Source organism: Paenibacillus sp. FSL M7-0134 (assembly GCF_038007865.1).
Classification (GTDB): Bacteria; Bacillota; Bacilli; order Paenibacillales; family Paenibacillaceae; genus Paenibacillus; species Paenibacillus polymyxa_B.
In genome coordinates, this window is record NZ_JBBOXV010000002.1 from 303,767 (window position 1) to 320,409 (window position 16,643).

At 46.0% G+C, this 16,643-nt stretch carries 15 protein-coding genes; 11 read left to right on the plus strand and 4 right to left on the minus strand.

What is annotated here, in order from left to right; translation table 11 throughout:
- Positions 1 to 118: 118 nt before the first annotated feature.
- From NSQ58_RS17095 to NSQ58_RS17125, 7 genes are all read left to right on the plus strand, one after another.
- The gene (locus tag NSQ58_RS17095) at positions 119 to 799 is read left to right on the plus strand and encodes a response regulator transcription factor (RefSeq protein WP_028541060.1); all 681 of its coding nucleotides are present in this window, start codon (positions 119 to 121) and stop codon (positions 797 to 799) included.
- Positions 796 to 2,565, plus strand: coding sequence for a sensor histidine kinase (locus NSQ58_RS17100; RefSeq protein WP_028541059.1), 1,770 nt, complete (start codon positions 796 to 798; stop codon positions 2,563 to 2,565). The genes NSQ58_RS17095 and NSQ58_RS17100 overlap by 4 nt, the downstream gene beginning before the upstream one ends.
- Before the next feature lie 24 nt (positions 2,566 to 2,589).
- A complete protein-coding gene (gene pssA, locus NSQ58_RS17105) occupies positions 2,590 to 3,099 on the plus strand; it encodes a CDP-diacylglycerol--serine O-phosphatidyltransferase (protein WP_023986912.1) in 510 nt (169 codons plus the stop codon).
- A 22-nt stretch (positions 3,100 to 3,121) separates the two neighbouring features.
- Positions 3,122 to 3,616 (plus strand): DedA family protein, encoded by a 495-nt coding sequence (locus NSQ58_RS17110; protein WP_013308662.1) that lies wholly within the window; start codon positions 3,122 to 3,124, stop codon positions 3,614 to 3,616.
- Positions 3,617 to 3,703: 87 nt separating this feature from the next.
- On the plus strand, positions 3,704 to 4,120 hold the full coding sequence (psiE, locus tag NSQ58_RS17115; protein WP_025723919.1) for a phosphate-starvation-inducible protein PsiE: 417 nt from the start codon (positions 3,704 to 3,706) through the stop codon (positions 4,118 to 4,120).
- Between the two features lie 55 nt (positions 4,121 to 4,175).
- Positions 4,176 to 5,183, plus strand: a complete 1,008-nt coding sequence (locus tag NSQ58_RS17120; protein WP_023986914.1) for an AI-2E family transporter — start codon at positions 4,176 to 4,178, stop codon at positions 5,181 to 5,183.
- Between the two features lie 241 nt (positions 5,184 to 5,424).
- On the plus strand, positions 5,425 to 5,982 hold the full coding sequence (locus tag NSQ58_RS17125) for an NADPH-dependent FMN reductase (protein ID WP_023986915.1): 558 nt from the start codon (positions 5,425 to 5,427) through the stop codon (positions 5,980 to 5,982).
- 101 nt (positions 5,983 to 6,083) lie between these two features.
- Here NSQ58_RS17125 and NSQ58_RS17130 read toward each other — a convergent pair whose 3' ends face one another.
- The gene (locus tag NSQ58_RS17130; RefSeq protein ID WP_023986916.1) at positions 6,084 to 7,007 is read right to left on the minus strand and encodes a ketopantoate reductase family protein; all 924 of its coding nucleotides are present in this window, start codon (positions 7,005 to 7,007) and stop codon (positions 6,084 to 6,086) included.
- A complete protein-coding gene (panB, locus tag NSQ58_RS17135; RefSeq protein WP_028541056.1) occupies positions 7,007 to 7,879 on the minus strand; it encodes a 3-methyl-2-oxobutanoate hydroxymethyltransferase in 873 nt (290 codons plus the stop codon). The genes NSQ58_RS17130 and panB overlap by 1 nt, the downstream gene beginning before the upstream one ends.
- 531 nt (positions 7,880 to 8,410) lie before the next feature.
- On the opposite strand from panB, the gene NSQ58_RS17140 reads away from it, so the two are divergent.
- The 3 genes from NSQ58_RS17140 to NSQ58_RS17150 all read left to right on the plus strand — a co-directional run bounded on the left by NSQ58_RS17140 (position 8,411) and on the right by NSQ58_RS17150 (position 10,555).
- Entirely contained in the window at positions 8,411 to 8,782 is a 372-nt protein-coding gene (locus NSQ58_RS17140) for an MmcQ/YjbR family DNA-binding protein (protein WP_023986918.1), read from the plus strand.
- Positions 8,783 to 8,922: 140 nt separating this feature from the next.
- Entirely contained in the window at positions 8,923 to 9,549 is a 627-nt protein-coding gene (locus tag NSQ58_RS17145) for a nitroreductase family protein (protein ID WP_341057912.1), read from the plus strand.
- A 55-nt stretch (positions 9,550 to 9,604) separates the two neighbouring features.
- Positions 9,605 to 10,555, plus strand: coding sequence for a ring-cleaving dioxygenase (locus NSQ58_RS17150; protein ID WP_053324602.1), 951 nt, complete (start codon positions 9,605 to 9,607; stop codon positions 10,553 to 10,555).
- Positions 10,556 to 10,683: 128 nt separating this feature from the next.
- Here the strand turns inward: NSQ58_RS17150 and NSQ58_RS17155 are convergent, their stop codons facing one another.
- Together NSQ58_RS17155 and NSQ58_RS17160 are read right to left on the minus strand one after the other, a co-directional pair.
- Positions 10,684 to 14,049, minus strand: coding sequence for a DEAD/DEAH box helicase (locus NSQ58_RS17155; protein ID WP_341057913.1), 3,366 nt, complete (start codon positions 14,047 to 14,049; stop codon positions 10,684 to 10,686).
- 166 nt (positions 14,050 to 14,215) lie between these two features.
- Entirely contained in the window at positions 14,216 to 15,166 is a 951-nt protein-coding gene (locus NSQ58_RS17160) for a macrolide 2'-phosphotransferase (RefSeq protein ID WP_076265253.1), read from the minus strand.
- 333 nt (positions 15,167 to 15,499) lie between these two features.
- Here NSQ58_RS17160 and NSQ58_RS17165 point away from each other — a divergent pair, with 333 nt between their 5' ends.
- Positions 15,500 to 16,588, plus strand: coding sequence for a site-2 protease family protein (locus tag NSQ58_RS17165; RefSeq protein WP_103744619.1), 1,089 nt, complete (start codon positions 15,500 to 15,502; stop codon positions 16,586 to 16,588).
- Positions 16,589 to 16,643: the final 55 nt, after the last annotated feature.

Genomic DNA, 16,643 nt, shown 5'->3' on the forward strand with positions numbered 1-16,643 from the left:
CTAATCCAAGGTCGAATTTGCTGATGAGAAGTTCTGCTGATAAGAGGTATCAAGAACACATAAAGTACACATGTCTTTGATATGCTGGTGTCCTAGAATGACGAAAGAGGGAAGTCGATTGAAGAAAAGGGTTCTTCTCGTGGAGGATGAAATACGTATTCGTGAAGTTATTGCTGATTATTTTAAACAAAATAATTGGGAAGTCTATGAAGCAGGTAATGGAAAAGATGCACTAATCTGGTTTGATTCAGTGCAGCCGGACCTGATTATACTCGATATTATGATGCCGGAGCTGGATGGTTGGGAGGTGTGCCGCCAGGTACGCAGCCGTTCAGGTGTGCCGATCATTTTGTTGACAGCCAAATCCGGTGATGATGATAAAATATTAGGCTTTGAACTGGGAGCCGATGATTATGTTACCAAACCTTTTAGCCCCAAGGTGTTGATCGCCCGCGCAAACGCGCTGATGAAGCGAGTGGAAGGACATGTGCAGCCGGAGTTGCATATTTTGCGATTCGGCACTGCCATTCTCAATACGATGGCTCATCGACTTGAGGTGGATCAGGCGGAAGTCGAGCTGACGCCCAAGGAGTATGAGTTGCTGCGGCTGCTTATACATAATAAAGGCATAGTCATTTCACGGGATGTGATACTGAACCGGGTGTGGGGCATCGACTTTGAAGGAGACACACGGGTTGTCGATACTCATATCAAAAAGCTGAGAAGTAAGCTAGGCCGTGAATCACGCCATATCCGCACGGTTTTTGGTACAGGCTACAGGTTTGAGGAGGAAGAATGAACAAACGGGGAGTTACCTTTAAGTTGTTCATTATGACGGTTGTGTTTTTCCTGTGTTTTTACGGTATGGTGATTTTAAGTCAATTTCTGTTTTTTGAAAATTTTTATCAGCAACAGAAGATTGGTCGTGTGGAAAGCCGTTTGAAAAGCTTCGGTCAAAGTTATGTCCAGGAGGCTTGGGGATCGGGCAGGGTTTCGCGAGAGGCAGCTCGCTTTATGCTTCAGAATAAGAACCAGTTGGCGATTGTTACCCTAGACGGCAAAGTAAAGCTGGATGATGCGTTTCATATCAGTCTCAGAACAGCAGATGGTAAAGTTGTTAAGATATCGCTGTCTCTGTTTATGAGCGAGTACGGAGATGAGTTGAGAGCTGCCCGGATTCAGCCCGGTGATACGGTAACGGTTGAAGGTGAGGTATTGGGGACTGACGGCATCACTTCCCCCAACTTAATTTATCCATTAGGCATTCAGAAGCCTGGTTTCAAAAATATAGGAACGACATCGCAAGCGGCTGGCACAGATGACAGTGTAAGGTTATCCGGTACGGTGACAGAGATTGCACTGCCAGATCTGAAAACATGGAGTCAGCGACAAGGATTACTGTTTGGTGCGCTGGAGGAATGGTTCCCTTTATCACAGGCGCATCTGGAGAAACTTAAGAATTTCGAAGTGTTGGAGGAAGATTGGACGGAACCTTGGACAGGGGTACGTAATGCAGTCATAGTCCATCCTGTTCGTCAGGACACAGGCGAGATCGACCTCCTGTTCACAGTGACATCGTTGCAGGAAATTAGTGAGACGAATGAAGCTCTGCGCTGGTTTTATCTGTACCTAGGGATCGGGGGATTTGCACTCATTCTGATTTTGTCCCTGTTCTATTCCCGGATGGTGACCCGTCCGCTCATTGCTTTGAATAATACCGCCAAGCGAATGGCTAAGCTCGATTTTACAGCCCATACACCAATCCGGCAGAATGATGAGCTGGGCAGCCTGTCCTACAGCATGTATACCCTGTCCCAGAACCTGGACACGGCTTTGCGCGAGCTTCAGGAGGTCAATCAACAATTGGTCGAGGACATGGAACAGAAACAGAGGATGGAGGCTGTGCAACAAGACTTTTTTGCCAACGCTTCTCATGAACTGAAAACCCCGCTGAGTATCATTAAAGGCTTCGCAGAAGGATTACAAGATGGGGTTAGCGCCGGGAAGCAGGATCATTATATGAAAGTCATTGTAGAGGAAGCGGACAAAATGGAGCGATTGGTCAAAGATATGCTGGACCTCGCCAAATTGGAATCGGGTACTCTCAAGCTCCGCAAGACGACCTTTATCTTGAGTGAGCTGGTGGAGGAAGTCGTGGACAAGCTATTCCATCTGTTGAAGGAGAAAAAGCTGGAAGTGGTCATTATCCCCGCCAATGAGATGCCGATTCATGCCGATGTAGGATGGATGGAACAGGTGATTATCAACTTTGTTGTCAATGCCATACGGCATGCTGAGGAAGGAAGCTCAATCACGATTCGTATCGAAGGCGCTGAGGAAATCCGTTTTTTTTCCATTGAAAATAAAGGTGAGACCATTCCTGACGATCAACTGGAGCAGATATGGGACCGTTTTTACCGGGCCGAGCTGTCACGTAGCCGCCAGACGGGTGGGACAGGACTGGGGCTGTCGATCGTCAAACGAATTTTAGATTTGCACGAATTCCGCTATAAGGTGGAGAATACCAAGGACGGCGTCCGTTTTGTTGTTATATTCGGAGGCTAAGCTACGGCAAAGGAGTTAAGGAGTATGAAATGGAATTGGTTGCCCTCACTATTCACGATTGCAAACCTGGGGGCAGGGGTCTTATCCCTGTATTTTACGATTCATGAGCAATACATGACCGCTTTTATTCTCGTGGTGGTGGCTGCTTTATGGGATGTATTAGACGGTTTGCTGGCAAGGCTGTTGCATTGCTCCAGTGATTTTGGCAAACAGCTCGACTCGCTGGCGGATGTTGTCTCATTTGGGGTTGCCCCTGCTTTCTTGATCTTGTTATACAAACTGGGAGATACCCATTGGATAGGACCGCTTGTGGCTGTTTTGTTTGTCATATGCGGTGCGGTAAGATTGGCAAGATTCAACCTAATGGCTTTTAGCAAAGGCTTTGTAGGTATGCCGATTACGGCGGCGGGTGTGATTTTGTCCTTTATGTTTTTATGGAGTGAGCATTTGAAGCCGGGGTTGTTGCTTGCATTAATGGTAGTGCTGTCGTTCCTGATGGTTAGCCGTATTCCCTTTCCGTCCTTCAAAAAATAATCGGTCAGGAGGTGGCTCTCCTATGGAATGGGTCATCAGCATGATTACACAATACGGATATATCGCTATTTTTGCTCTTCTTGCTCTTGGGATTATCGGTCTACCGGTTCCGGATGAAATTATTATGGTGTTTGTCGGCTATTTATCCTCTATCATGGTACTGAATTATTCGGTGTCTATATTAGTCAGCTTCATCGGTGCAATGACAGGGATGATGATCAGCTACACGCTAGGCAAAAAGCTGGGTCAGCCCTTGGTGGATAAGCACGGCAAGTGGGTTGGATTGACACCGAAGCGATTTGCAAGAGTTAAGGGGTGGTTTGCGCGTTTTGGGTTATGGACCATTTTGTTTGGTTATTTTATCCCAGGAGTCAGACATGCGACAAGCTATTTGTCGGGCATTAGTGCGATGCCTGTCCGAAAATATATGCTGGTGGCAAGCGCAGGTTCTCTGATATGGACGCTTATCTTTATCTCCATTGGTTATATTGCAGGGGCGAATATAAACTTTCATTAAGGTGACCTCAAAAGTAATGTAGCATTTTTCACGTATACCACCGATAATATAAATAAAGATACTGTACAACCAGTGAGGGGATCTGTATTGAATGCATTAATGAAGTATATTGAGAAGTTACCTAGTTTTCTGCAAATGATCTTGAATATCTCGCTGTTTCTGGTCGGGCTGATTTTAAGCTTCTTACTTCTAAAAGAAACATGGTCCATTTTTTCTTATGTTTTTTTGTACACAGAGGCCGACAAAAATTACTATGAATTCACGGAAGAGTTGCTTGTGTTTTTCTTGTATTTTGAATTCATAGCATTAATAGTTAAGTACTTTAAAACCAATTTTCATTTTCCATTACGTTATTTTATCTATATTGGGATCACGGCTGTCATCAGGCTCATTATTGTAGATCATGATGATGCTAAAAATACATTCTGGTGGTCTATTGCTATCCTAGTCATGGTAGGTTCTCTATTGATCGCTAACAGTAAATTGATAAAAAGAGAAAATTGATGCTCAGGAAGATTGCAAAGTTGACAGTCAAGTGGGAAAGAGGGAATAAAGACGAATGGTAAGAAACTGGATGAATCATGCGGGCGTCAGGCGGGTAGCCGTCCTTGCGATAATCGTTTTACTGTTGTTTATGTTAAGAAGCATGATGAATATTATGTTGTTAACACTGCTGCTTACGATCTTGATTGGTAGTATATATAACGGAGTGAATAAGCTGGTCAAGCGGTTCGTCAATGTGCCGTCAATGATCGTGTTGCTACTGGTGTATGGGCTGCTAATTCTGATTATGGTGTGGGGCGTTTACCGAATGGTGCCGCTAATCGTTGTACAGGTCAAGCAGGTGTATCTCATGATTCAGCAAGCGTATATGTATCCTGATCGTAATCAATGGAACGAAACGATTATCGAATTTATGGACACGCTGAATGTTCAGCGGCTATTTGAGCCTGGCCTGAGTGCAGTGATGAAGGTCAGTCAATTGGGAACACAGCTTCTGGTGTCGATTATTTTGAGCTTGTTCTTCCTGATGGAAAAATCATATATTACACGTTTTACAGCTACGTTTGTAGATAGCAAACTGGGTTGGTTTTTCAAGGAAGTGGGTCATTTTGGCCGTATGTTTCTGGATACGTTCGGGAAGGTATTGGAGGCTCAACTACTGATTTCACTTATTAACTGTATATTGACCACGATTGCACTCTGGATTATGGGTTTCCCTAATCTGCTTGGTCTTGCGCTCATCATTTTCGTACTTGGATTGGTTCCAGTGGCAGGTGTGTTTATCTCACTGGCACCGCTCGGCCTGATCGCTTTCAGTGTCGGCGGCATTCAATATGTGATTTATCTAGTTATTCTGATCGTGGTGATTCATGCGATTGAGGCCTATTTCTTAAATCCGAAGCTGATGTCATCCAAAACGAATTTACCGATCTTCTTTACCTTTGTCGTACTTATTTTCTCTGAGCATCTGATTGGAATTTGGGGCTTGATTGTAGGTATTCCGTTGTTTGTTTTCTTCCTTGATCTGATTGGGATAAAACGCAAGCAAGAGAAGGATACTTGATTCAGCACTACAGATTCCACCCTTGTATAGTGACTATTGATTCATCACGAATGCCTGCGAAGCCGCAGGCATTTTTTTATTGCCCTTTTGTTCATAGGAAAAAATCGCTGACGCTCATCATCATGCAGGAGGTGTCCAACGGCATTATCAATGCATTCTCACTTATTTTTTAATTCTCTTGTTAGCTATAGTACACTGAATATGCAAGATTAGATCAAGTTAAAAGAAATGAGATGATCGGATGGAACAGAAAATTAAGGTATTGGCTATATCGGGTAGCCTTCGTCAAAAGTCCTCCAATACAGCGCTTATGAAGGCTACTATTGGGCTGGCTTCTGAAAATATGATATTCACAGTCTATGATGGATTGGGGGATCTCCCGCATTTTAACCCTGACTTGGATGTAGATGAGGGGTCAGCTTCCGTAAAAGAGCTACGGGAGCAATTGAAACAAGTGGATGGAGTGCTGATCTGTACACCGGAATATGGGAATGGTGTGCCGGGTGCTTTGAAAAATGCCTTGGATTGGCTCGTATCTTCAGGTGAATTTGTAAATAAACCTACAGCGGTCATTAGCGCGTCACCGTCTCCTATGGGCGGCCATCTTGCGCATGCCTCGCTGCTGCTCACATTGCAAATGATCAATGCACAGATTGTAAAGAATGGAAAGGTCATTATTCCGCATATCACCTTGAAGCTAAATCAGGAAGGTGAAATTACAAACGCTGAAACTAGGCAGGAGCTAGAAGCATTACTTCAAGGGCTTGAGCAAGCATGCTCAAGCACAGGAACTCTTTAGATTTTTGAAGTTTAATAAAGGAAAAGCAGCGGCAGTCTAAGATTTCATTTTCACCTTCGAAGCTGCCGCTTCCTCTTTTAATTGATTTTAAAGTTTGAATTTTAGACAGTGTCCAATAAGCTCTCGTATACCTTTAATCGGGCATATACCGTTTCGAGTATGGGGTAAACAGTATTACCGGTTGCAGCCAATGCAAGCAGTGAACCATGTAGATGACTGGCTTCAACCGGAAGCTTTTTAAGCATATCGCGTTGCATGGATGACATCATCTCTGGTCGTAAGGATTCCATCGTTTTCAGTGTATGAACTTCCATCTCTGAATCAATCGGCATCCCCGCGTTGCGAGCAAGTGTGACAATCTCATGCAGCAGCTTTTCGTAAATAGCACGTGACTCTGCCGTGGCAAGTATAGCTCCGACCGAGGCATCCATCAGTGTTGTAATTGCACTCAAGCTGGCAACGAATATATATTTCTGCCAAACTTCACGCTGGATATCGTGGCTTCGTGCCACTGTGAAGCCTGCATGATCAAGATGATTCAGCAGCAATTGTGTACGCTCTGATTGCACTCCGTTCCATTCACCGAAGACGATACGGTGGAACGGACTTGTCTGAACAATAGAACCATCATGATCCAACGTAGTTTCAATATAACAAAGTCCGCCCAGCACTTTTTCAGAACCGAATTGTTTGCGCAAAAAGTCAAAATGTTCGTAACCATTAAGTAACGGAAGAATCATGGTATGATCACCGACATAAGGCTCAAGATCGAATTGCAATTGGGGAAGATGATACGCTTTGACCGAAATGATAATACAGTCGAACGGATCGGCAGCTTCACCATTTGTAATAGCACGGATTGGCGTCTGGAAATCTCCATGAACACTTCTAATAATCAGACCGTCTTTTGCCAACTGAGATTTTTTTGAAGGGCGTACGAAGAAGGTCACGTCTTCTCCTTTTTGAACAAGAAGTCCCCCGAAATAGCCTCCAATCGCCCCTGCACCTACAATCAGAAATCGCATTATAGGGTCCCTGCCTTTACTTTTGCATTCCCGTATAATCCTTCTACTACGTTCTCATCTGCCTTAAAAACATGCTCCTCGCCTGGAAAAGAATGATTCTTCACGTCTTCGACATATTGCCCGATGCTGTTGCGAATCAAAGCACCTATATCCGAATAGGTTTTTACGAACTTTTTCTCCCGGTAAGGAGCTGAGTATTGTAACATGTCATGATACACCAAAACCTGGCCATCACAGTATCTCCCTGCACCGATGCCTATGACCGGAATAGATATTTCTCGGGTGATGCTCTTCGCCACTTCCTCTGTCACCAGCTCCAACACGATGGCAAAAGCTCCCGCTTGCTCCAGGGCCCGGGCATCATTTAGAAGGCGCTCAGCGGCCTGTGAGTTTTTACCTTGAATGAAGTATCCGCCGATTTGATGCACAGACTGTGGTGTAAGTCCGATATGCCCCAGTAGTGGGACGCCGGATTGAACAATTCGCTTCACGGTGTCGCAAATTTCCATGCCCCCTTCTAATTTCACGGCATGGGCATGTCCCTCTTGCATGAGCCTGCGCACATTAGTAAGGGCTTCTTCACTACTCCCGTGGTACGTCATAAATGGCATATCCGCAACAATAAAAGTATGTTCCGCACCGCGCACGACAGACCGTGTATGATAGACCATATCATCCATAGTGACGGGCAGTGTGGAGTTATAATTAGATAACACATTACCTACGGAATCACCGACAAGGATGATATCGATCCCGGCTTCCTCAGCCAAACGAGCAGATGGATAGTCATACGCCGTAATCATACTTATAGGTGAACCTTCTCGTTTCATTTTCTTCAATTGCAAAATATTAAGTGCTTTCGAGGTTGCCATGGTTGCATTCAAATCCTTTCCTACCTTTATTTTAGATCACAAAAAAAACCTTTCAGCACATGGCTGAAAAGGTCCGAAAGGCAAAAAAAGAGTCAATTTGCGACCGTTCTTTTGTCTCGGTCCTTGCGGATCAGAGCAAAATCCAACGAGTTCACCTCCATAGGCTCACACATCTACATATTGAATTACAGTAACTAGAGTACCGTTCGAATGTATCGATACAGCCTCTCACGGAAGTATACCAAAATATAGGGCTGTTGCATAACATTCTCTACTATATGAACAAAACAAGCCCCTCCAACTTCCTATTCGGAAGTGAAGGGCTGTCAGCTTGCAGATACAGTATGTGAAATATCGCTAAATCTTTAGGACGTGTATGAGGTCACGGACGGTCGATAAATTCATATAGAAAGGATTGACCCTCCCGATAGAATTCTAATTGTAACATGGGACTATTGTATGTGGAGAGCGTGATATAATAGGGCACAAATCGTTTTATAGATGATGACTCAAGCAGAGGAGTGAAGGCTGGTGTATGAACAAATTGTAGCGTATGGTCTGAGCCAAAAAGAGGCTGTTAAGGATTATCCATTCGGTGCTGAAACGCTAGTACTGAAAGTTGGAGGCAAGATGTTTGCTCTATTATCTGAAAAGGACGGCATTAGCCATCTATCCTTGAAATGTGATCCGATCATTGCGGTAAATCTGCGTGAACAAAACAAGGCAATTAAGCCAGGCTATCATTTAAATAAAAAGCATTGGAATACGATTGAGGTTGATGCTACCTTCCCACTGGAGGATTTGTACAGCATGATCGACCATTCGTATGAGCTAGTCTTCAAGAGCTTAACCAAAGCGCAACGCGAAGCGATTACGATGAGAATACGGGCAACGGATTTGTAAAGGGCTGGTGAAGCCCTTAGGTTGTATCCAAAAATACTTACTAACATTATTATAGTTTTACTTGACAGAAAACACGAATAGATATATTCTTAATTTAAAGATAATTCATTTGAAAATAATATCAAGGAGTGGAACTTAACATGAGCGAACTGGTGAATATTATTCAAGAGAGAAGATCAGCTTCTAAATTTATTCCTGATGTTACTATAGATGCAAAAGAACTAGAAGAAATATTTCAGTTGGTGAAGTTTGCTCCATCGGCTTTTAATTTACAGCATACGCGCTATATCGTAGTGCAGGATGCTGATACCAAACAAAGACTGCATGATGAGGCAAGTAAGCAGTATAAAATATTAACGGCTTCGGCGACCATTGTAGTGCTGGGGGATACAGAAGCTTATACCAAGGTAGCTGACCTCAACGAAGGATTCCTGAATTTAGGTGTCCTAAGCAAGCAGGAATATGATAGTACGGTGGAATCGGTAACTCAGTTTTATCGCGAGCGGGGACCTGTCTTCCAGAGAGAAGAAGCGATCCGTAATGCCAGTCTGTCGGCTATGCAATTGATGTTGATTGCCAAGGACAAAGGCTGGGATACTTGCCCGATGATCGGTTTTGATCCGGCGAAGGTGCAGGAAGTACTGAATATTCCAGAGCAATTTGTACCCGTGATGATGATTATCTTGGGTAAAGAGGACGAATCGGGTCAGCGGGCACGGGGATACCGCAAGCCGGTTGGACAATTTGTCAGCTACAATGGATTTTGAAATTTGTAAATCATTTGTGTAAATAAATCATCATGTTAATGAAGGAGTGATAAAGATGTCATTGAAAACCGCTGGAATTCACCATATCACGTCCTTTGCAGGAGACCCGCAGGGCAACGTTGATTTTTACGCAGGCGTACTTGGTTTACGATTGATTAAAAAGACGATCAACTTTGATGCTCCAGAAGTATACCATTTGTACTTTGGTAATGAAGAGGGCAGCCCGGGAACGATCATTACCTTTTTTCCAGCTCCGGGTACACGCAAGGGTAAGATTGGAGGTGGACAGGTCGGGATTACGACGTATGTCGTGCCGTCCGGTGCTTTGGAATACTGGGAAAACCGTCTGCACAGCTTGAAGGTGTCTTTCACGAAGGCCACTCGTTTTGGCGAGTCATTCATCCAGTTCCGAGACAACGAGGGCTTGCATCTGGAGCTGGTGGAGCGGGAAGATGGCCCGGTGAACACGTGGACAGCTGGCGGCGTGCCTACGGATAAAGCTATCAAGGGCTTTGGCGGGGCGGTACTGTACAGTGCGGATTCCAAGCATACGCAAGAGGTGTTGGAGAACGTCCTGGGGATGACTCCCATCGGAGAAGACGCAAATGCAGGCTACATCCGCTATCAGGCGACAGGTGATTTGGGCAACCTGATCGACATTCCGGTCAAAGATGTCCCGTGGGGGAATGGCGGCGCCGGTACGGTTCACCATATTGCCTGGCGCGCGCAGGACGATACGGAGCATCAGGCGTGGAACGAATGGGTTCATCAGCATGGTTTTGGGACCAGTGGTATTGTAGATCGCCAATACTTTAATGCCGTATACTTCCGCGAGCGGGGCGGTATTTTATTCGAGATCGCAACCGATCCACCCGGATTTACCGTGGATGAGGAATTGAATGAGTTAGGGCACAAGCTGATGCTGCCTGAATGGTATGAGCCTCAGCGCACCCAGATTGAGTCTAACCTGGTTCCCATTGAACCTAGAGTATTAAAACAGGATTAATCTGCTCGATCCAAACAATCATATTTAGAAGCAAAAAGGTCCAATGCGGGAAGATTTCTACCGTGATTGGACCTTTTTTTGCATGTGGAATTGTCATACTAACGTATAAATAAGCGTGGAAGAGTTGGCTAGATCATGAGCAGTTCACGAATCTCCAGCTCGGTCAGTGCCGAAAGGGTTTCTTGCCCCGGTTGAATGACCTGGTCGATCATGTTTTTCTTTTTTTGTTGCAGCTCATACATTTTATCCTCTACCGTGCCTTGGGCGACGAGACGAATAACCTGTACGACTTTTTTCTGACCCATTCGGTGTGCGCGGTTGGTAGCCTGCTCCTCTACAGCGGGATTCCACCACAGGTCATACAGAATGACTGTATCTGCGCCGGTGAGGTTCAGGCCAGTGCCTCCTGCCTTTAGGGAAATCAGGAACAGCTCGCGTTCTCCTTCGTTGAAGCGACTGCACAGCTCGACTCGTTCCGGAGCGGGAGTCTGCCCATCCAGGTAAAAGTAGGACACCCCTTCTCGAGCAAGCTCACGTCCGATCATTTGAAGCATCGTAGTGAACTGTGAAAAAATGAGTATCCGTTTCCCGGAGCTGAGACATTCCGTAATGATCTCCAACAGCTGTTCAAATTTGGCGGAGCTTCCCGTATATCCTTCGATGAACAAGCCCGGATGACAGCAGAGCTGACGAAGTCGGGTCAGACCTGCGAGAATTTTGATTCGATTTTTCTGAAATCCTTCCTCGTTGAGATGCTTCAACGTTTCATGCTGGAGCTTGGCCAGATAGGCTGTATACAACTTTTTTTGATCTGGCAGAAGCCGGGATACCTGCACGGATTCGATTTTCTCCGGCAGCTCCTTGAGGACATCGCTCTTAAGACGGCGCAACAGAAACGGACGAACCCGCTTGGCAATCACATTTCGAGGCAGGTTGTGAAACACTCTTTTCCCACCGGGAAATAGCGCAGGAAATACAACGTCGAATATGGACCATAACTCTTCCAATGTATTTTCTATAGGCGTTCCTGTCAGGGCAAAACGGTAACGGGCTTTTACATCCTTAACAGCTTGTGCCGTCTGGGTGGCATGGTTCTTGAAAGCCTGCGCCTCGTCCAGTATGAGCGTATGAAACGATGGCTTGCTGTACACATCTGCATCGCGCCGTAGCAACGGGTAGGACGTAATGACGACGTCATAACTGGCGGCATCCCGTATGATCCGGCCGCGTTCTTCTGGGCTGCCATCTGCGATAGTGACGCGGACGTGTGGAGCAAATTTCTCCAGCTCATTCCGCCAGTTGTACACCAGTGATGCAGGGGACACGATCATGGCTGGAAGCTGCTGGCTGCGAATCTCCGGCAATACTGAGACGAGAAAGGCGATACTTTGCAGCGTTTTACCCAGCCCCATATCATCTGCCAAAATGCCCCCAAAACGGTAATGCGCCAATGTCTTAAGCCATTGAAAGCCGTAAACCTGATAATCTCTCAAGATTGGAGCAAGCATGTCTGGAACTGGAAAGTCGAGATGGTCTGGGTTACGTATATTTTCCAGCAGCTGGCGAAAGGTTTTACCCAAAGTCAGGTTTTTTCCATGATCGTGAGGATCAATTAAGTACAGTCCTTGCGTGACGGGAACACGAATTTGCGCTGCATCCAGATCGCTTTTGCGGATACCTGTTTCATTCATGAACCGAATCAATTCCTTGTACTCCTCTGTTTCCAACGGCAGCAAGGCACCATTCGGCAGACGGTGATATCTCTGTTTTTCCTCTAACGATTTGAGCAGTTTGCGAATTTCCGGTTCCGGAATGCCCTCCATATCAAATTTAAATTCAAGCCAATCCGTACGTTCATCCCATTCCGCCCGTATCCTTGGGGTAGGCAGAGTATTGTTTATTTTCGCTTTGACTGCACCTGTAGCATAGACGTCCAGCAGCTTTTCCAGTTGAGGAACAGTATGGTACAAAAAATCATACTCTGCATCATCATCTTCCATAAAATATCCGCTGTCTGTTCTGGCAAAGGAGCTATGCTCCATCAGTTCTAAAATCCGCTGCTCCTGTTCCCCATCACGTATCAGAATTCGGTCGTTACCAGGCGTTCGTGCATCTGTTTCCAGCGGGTTGATGATGATATCCCCATATTGGAACTCCAGCCCTGCCAGTAGCTTGTCTCTTACCCGGTCCAGATATAGCTTTGCCTTCAATGGCTGCTGTGTGACCCGATCTGAGACGGACCGAGTCATATGAACACGTCCGAGCTTCATTAACCCGGGTACAACCTTGTCCATAAAAGATTCCATCTGCTCTGGCGCAATCAGAACTTTTCGCCTGTGGTGTACCTCTACCATCCGTTTTAGCTCGGACAAACGCCGTAAGGGATCGGCCTTCTGTTTGACAAGCTTGCCATCGGCAATGACGACACCATAGTCCTCCATGATGGTCAAGTCATCCAATCCTTGTATGCTTAGCTGGTAGCCTTCGGTTACGGCCCCGGCCTCATCAAATTCAAATTGCAGTGGAAGCATCAGGTCGGATTGGGGAATACCCTCGCTCATGTTTTCGTGAATTTCAAAGTAGACGCCCTGTGCTGTTGTCAGCAAGGGGAGCAGCTTTTCCCAAGCCGCAGGCGGAATGAGGAGCATTCGCTCGCCGCTCATATGACTACTGGAAGATGAATACGTGCCTGAAGTTTCCCGAATCATACGCTCATGGTGGCATACCTGGGATAATTGCTGGAGAATAGCGTCATGTTCAGGTCGGAAGCGGTACAACTCAGGCTCGTACGAGAAGCTTTTCGTGAACATGTAGCTATCCCCACGGTCAATACTATCCAGAAACGGACGAATTTTCTGGACGATATATAATCGTTTGGGGCCAGCCTTCATTTCTACACCAAACATATATTTTTGGTAACCGTAGGCAAAAGGCCGGATGACAAACTGAAAATCCAAGACCGCACGAGTATCCAGCAGGGTAGGCGTGCTGCGAAGCGGTCGCTTGCGGTCAAATAGTTTTAACATACTGTCGGTCAGCTGGAGATCCCCTTGTGTGATGTCAGAGGATCGTGCCGCTCTAGCAGTGTGATCATATGGAGCATCTGTAGATGTGTACATCCCGTCTGAATCCATGCTTCCTGCTGTATCTGGGGTAGTACCGGGATGAAGTCTGGAGGCGTAGGAGCGTACAGACAGACTTTTTCCACGGCGTATATCATGGGCGTTAAGGAGAACAGCAGCGATATGTTTGCAATATCGTCCGGTGTTCTGAAATGTGCTACAGGTGCACTCTGCTCGGATACTTCCATTGGATCGGATCATCGCCGCAACAGCATAAAAGCTGCTTCCTTTGACCGTAGCTTCGTATACCCCTTCATCATGATCTATTTGTGTAAAGGCCACTCTTTTGGCCCGGTAATAGGCATCCCCGTCGTCATAAGCAGCTTGACTGCATAGTTGTCTGATGGCTCGCCGGGTAAGTTCAAAACTCATGATTCGTAATCCTTTCCTGAGTTATTCCGTTTTCTTACATGATAACAGAACAGACAGGAGGATGGACACTTGGGCGCGAAACGTAACTTTACAAAAAAAGGAGAGCAGAAAAAAACAGGCCTTGGTCCGTCATTGAACCAAAGCCTGCCAGGTGGCTACAGCTATATTATATGTCGGGCAGTCCTTCTTCTTGCTCATGGACACCCAGCGCGTTACGTGCCATCTCCATATATTCATCTAGCCCGGATTTGAGGGCGAATTCGGCGATAAGCACAGGGTAAGCCGCGGTCAGTTCAACGATATGTTCGCTCATACGCGGCCATACACGTCCGCCTGCTGCCTCGTAAAGCTTCAATAAACGAGTAAGCTCTACTTCTCCGAACAAAGTATAGTAACTCGTAAAATCAATCGCCGGATCAGCTACTTCGGCCTCGGTCCAGTCCAGCATTCCAGTAACCTCTGTATTCGAAGAGACTAAAATATGGCCTGGGTGCAAATCACCGTGTACAAGTACGGAATATTCCGGCCAGTAGCTATCGTCTGTCAGCCAGGTTTGCCATCGTTGCCATAGCTCGCCAGATACACCAAAGACGCTCCTTATTTCCTTCATCCGCTGGTCCATCAATTGCCGAACTTCGTCGTGCTGCCTTACGCGGACACCGAAATTTGCTGCCTGTTGGTGATCCGTCCGGTGCAACGCGGCTAGGGCTTTAGCGAGCGAAGCAACGAATCTTTCCGTCAGAGCCTCAGGATTGATGAACCATACGTAGCTTTTGGTTTCCATATCAATGGTAGCGGCAGGAGTGCCCTCCAGTTGAGGGTAGGCGATGAACTCTGGACTATACACTTGCCAATCCGGTACCGCTACAGGAAGAGTATCCCGAATCAACTGAAGCACTTTGTGCTCGTAAGCGGCTGATTGGACCACATCTGTTCGTCGCGGTGTACGTAGAACCCAAGGGGTACCCTGAATGTCTTTGGCGAATAGTGCCCGGAAATCTAGCCCGGACTCGTTGAGCTCTAATCCTTCATGTAGTATGTGAAGCCCGTTGCTTTTGGCAAGGGCCAATATATCACTAACGTCTTTTGAGTTAGTCAAGGAACGCTTTTCAGTCATATGAAACACACCTCATTGTTCAGATTTAGTTTAAAAAAAGGTAACTTAAACAAGCCTCAACCTTCCATATAAAAAAACGGGTTGAGCTTCATTGAAAAGCCTATCCTTTTATCTGAGACGCATGTAGTGAGTACACATGAAAGAGCAAACCTCCTTTACAAAATAGGGCATCTAACCCAGCACCAATATAACATCCTACATTGGAGGATGTCTACAATACGAGGAATAATATAAATGGCTACCCCAGTTCGCTTATCTGTGAGTTAGAGAAGTTTTTACAAGCTGCACATAGCAGGATACAATGGAAGTGTTAAAGAAAGGAGGCGGATACTTTTGCAAAATGAAGAGAAAAAGACCGATTCCAAATCCGGCTCATCCAAATGGTACCTTGGTAGTGCAGCAGCATTGCTTCTTCTGAAAGGTAAGTCGTTACTTGCCCTTTTAAAATTCAGTAAATTTGGCGGTGCGCTGATATCTATGGCGATAACGATTGGCACATATGCGATCATTTACCCGTGGGGATTTGCGGTCGGATTCGTGTTGCTGTTGTTTGTGCATGAGCTGGGGCATGTATTGGCCGCCAAGCGCAAGGGGCTTCCCGTATCAGCACCGTTATTTATTCCTTTTCTCGGGGCGCTGATCACAATGAAACGGCAACCTTTGGATGCGCAGACAGAGGCTTATGTAGCCATGGGCGGCCCGTTACTGGGGACGGTTGGGGCTATGGCGGTATACGCAGGAGCCTATGCAACAGACAGTCCCCTGTTGTATGCGCTCTCGTATGTCGGATTTTTCCTGAACCTGATCAACCTGCTGCCGATTCATCCGCTCGACGGAGGACGGATTTCCACGGCAGTGACGCGTTGGCTGTGGCTGGTGGGCCTATTGGGTGGAATTGTAGTCGTAGTATATTTAAAATCCTTTTTATTTTTCTTGATATGGGCGTTCTTTGCCTACGATTTGTACAAAAAATATGTTAAACGCAATAAAGAGGAGGTTAAGGTCCAATCCTTTTTGCAAAAGCCGCTGGTGAACGTACAGCATCTGTATGAGCAAGGATATCCGCTGCCCGGACCGGAGCACACGCGCAGATTATCTTTTAATACCTACTCGGATTTGGAGGGGCAGCAATATGTGACGGTGTATATGGAAAGTCTGGATGTGGAACAGACGCTTCTGCTGCCACAGCAGTGTCTTGTCCAGCATGTATGGCTGAACGGTGTGGAACATATACCGACGCCGGATGCGTACCAGCTCAGATTGCTGTGTGGGATTGATTGCATTCCGTTTGAAAATGATAAATATTACGAAGTACCCGCATCATCGCGCTGGAAATTCGGCATCGGTTACTTGGCTTTGGCCGTATTTCTGATGGGGATGATGTATGTGGTGCACCAGCATATAGGGGATATTAGGCTGTGATTCGAGTAATGAGATCTTAGTCAAGATTTTAGATCATTAAGGCAACGGTAGAGCT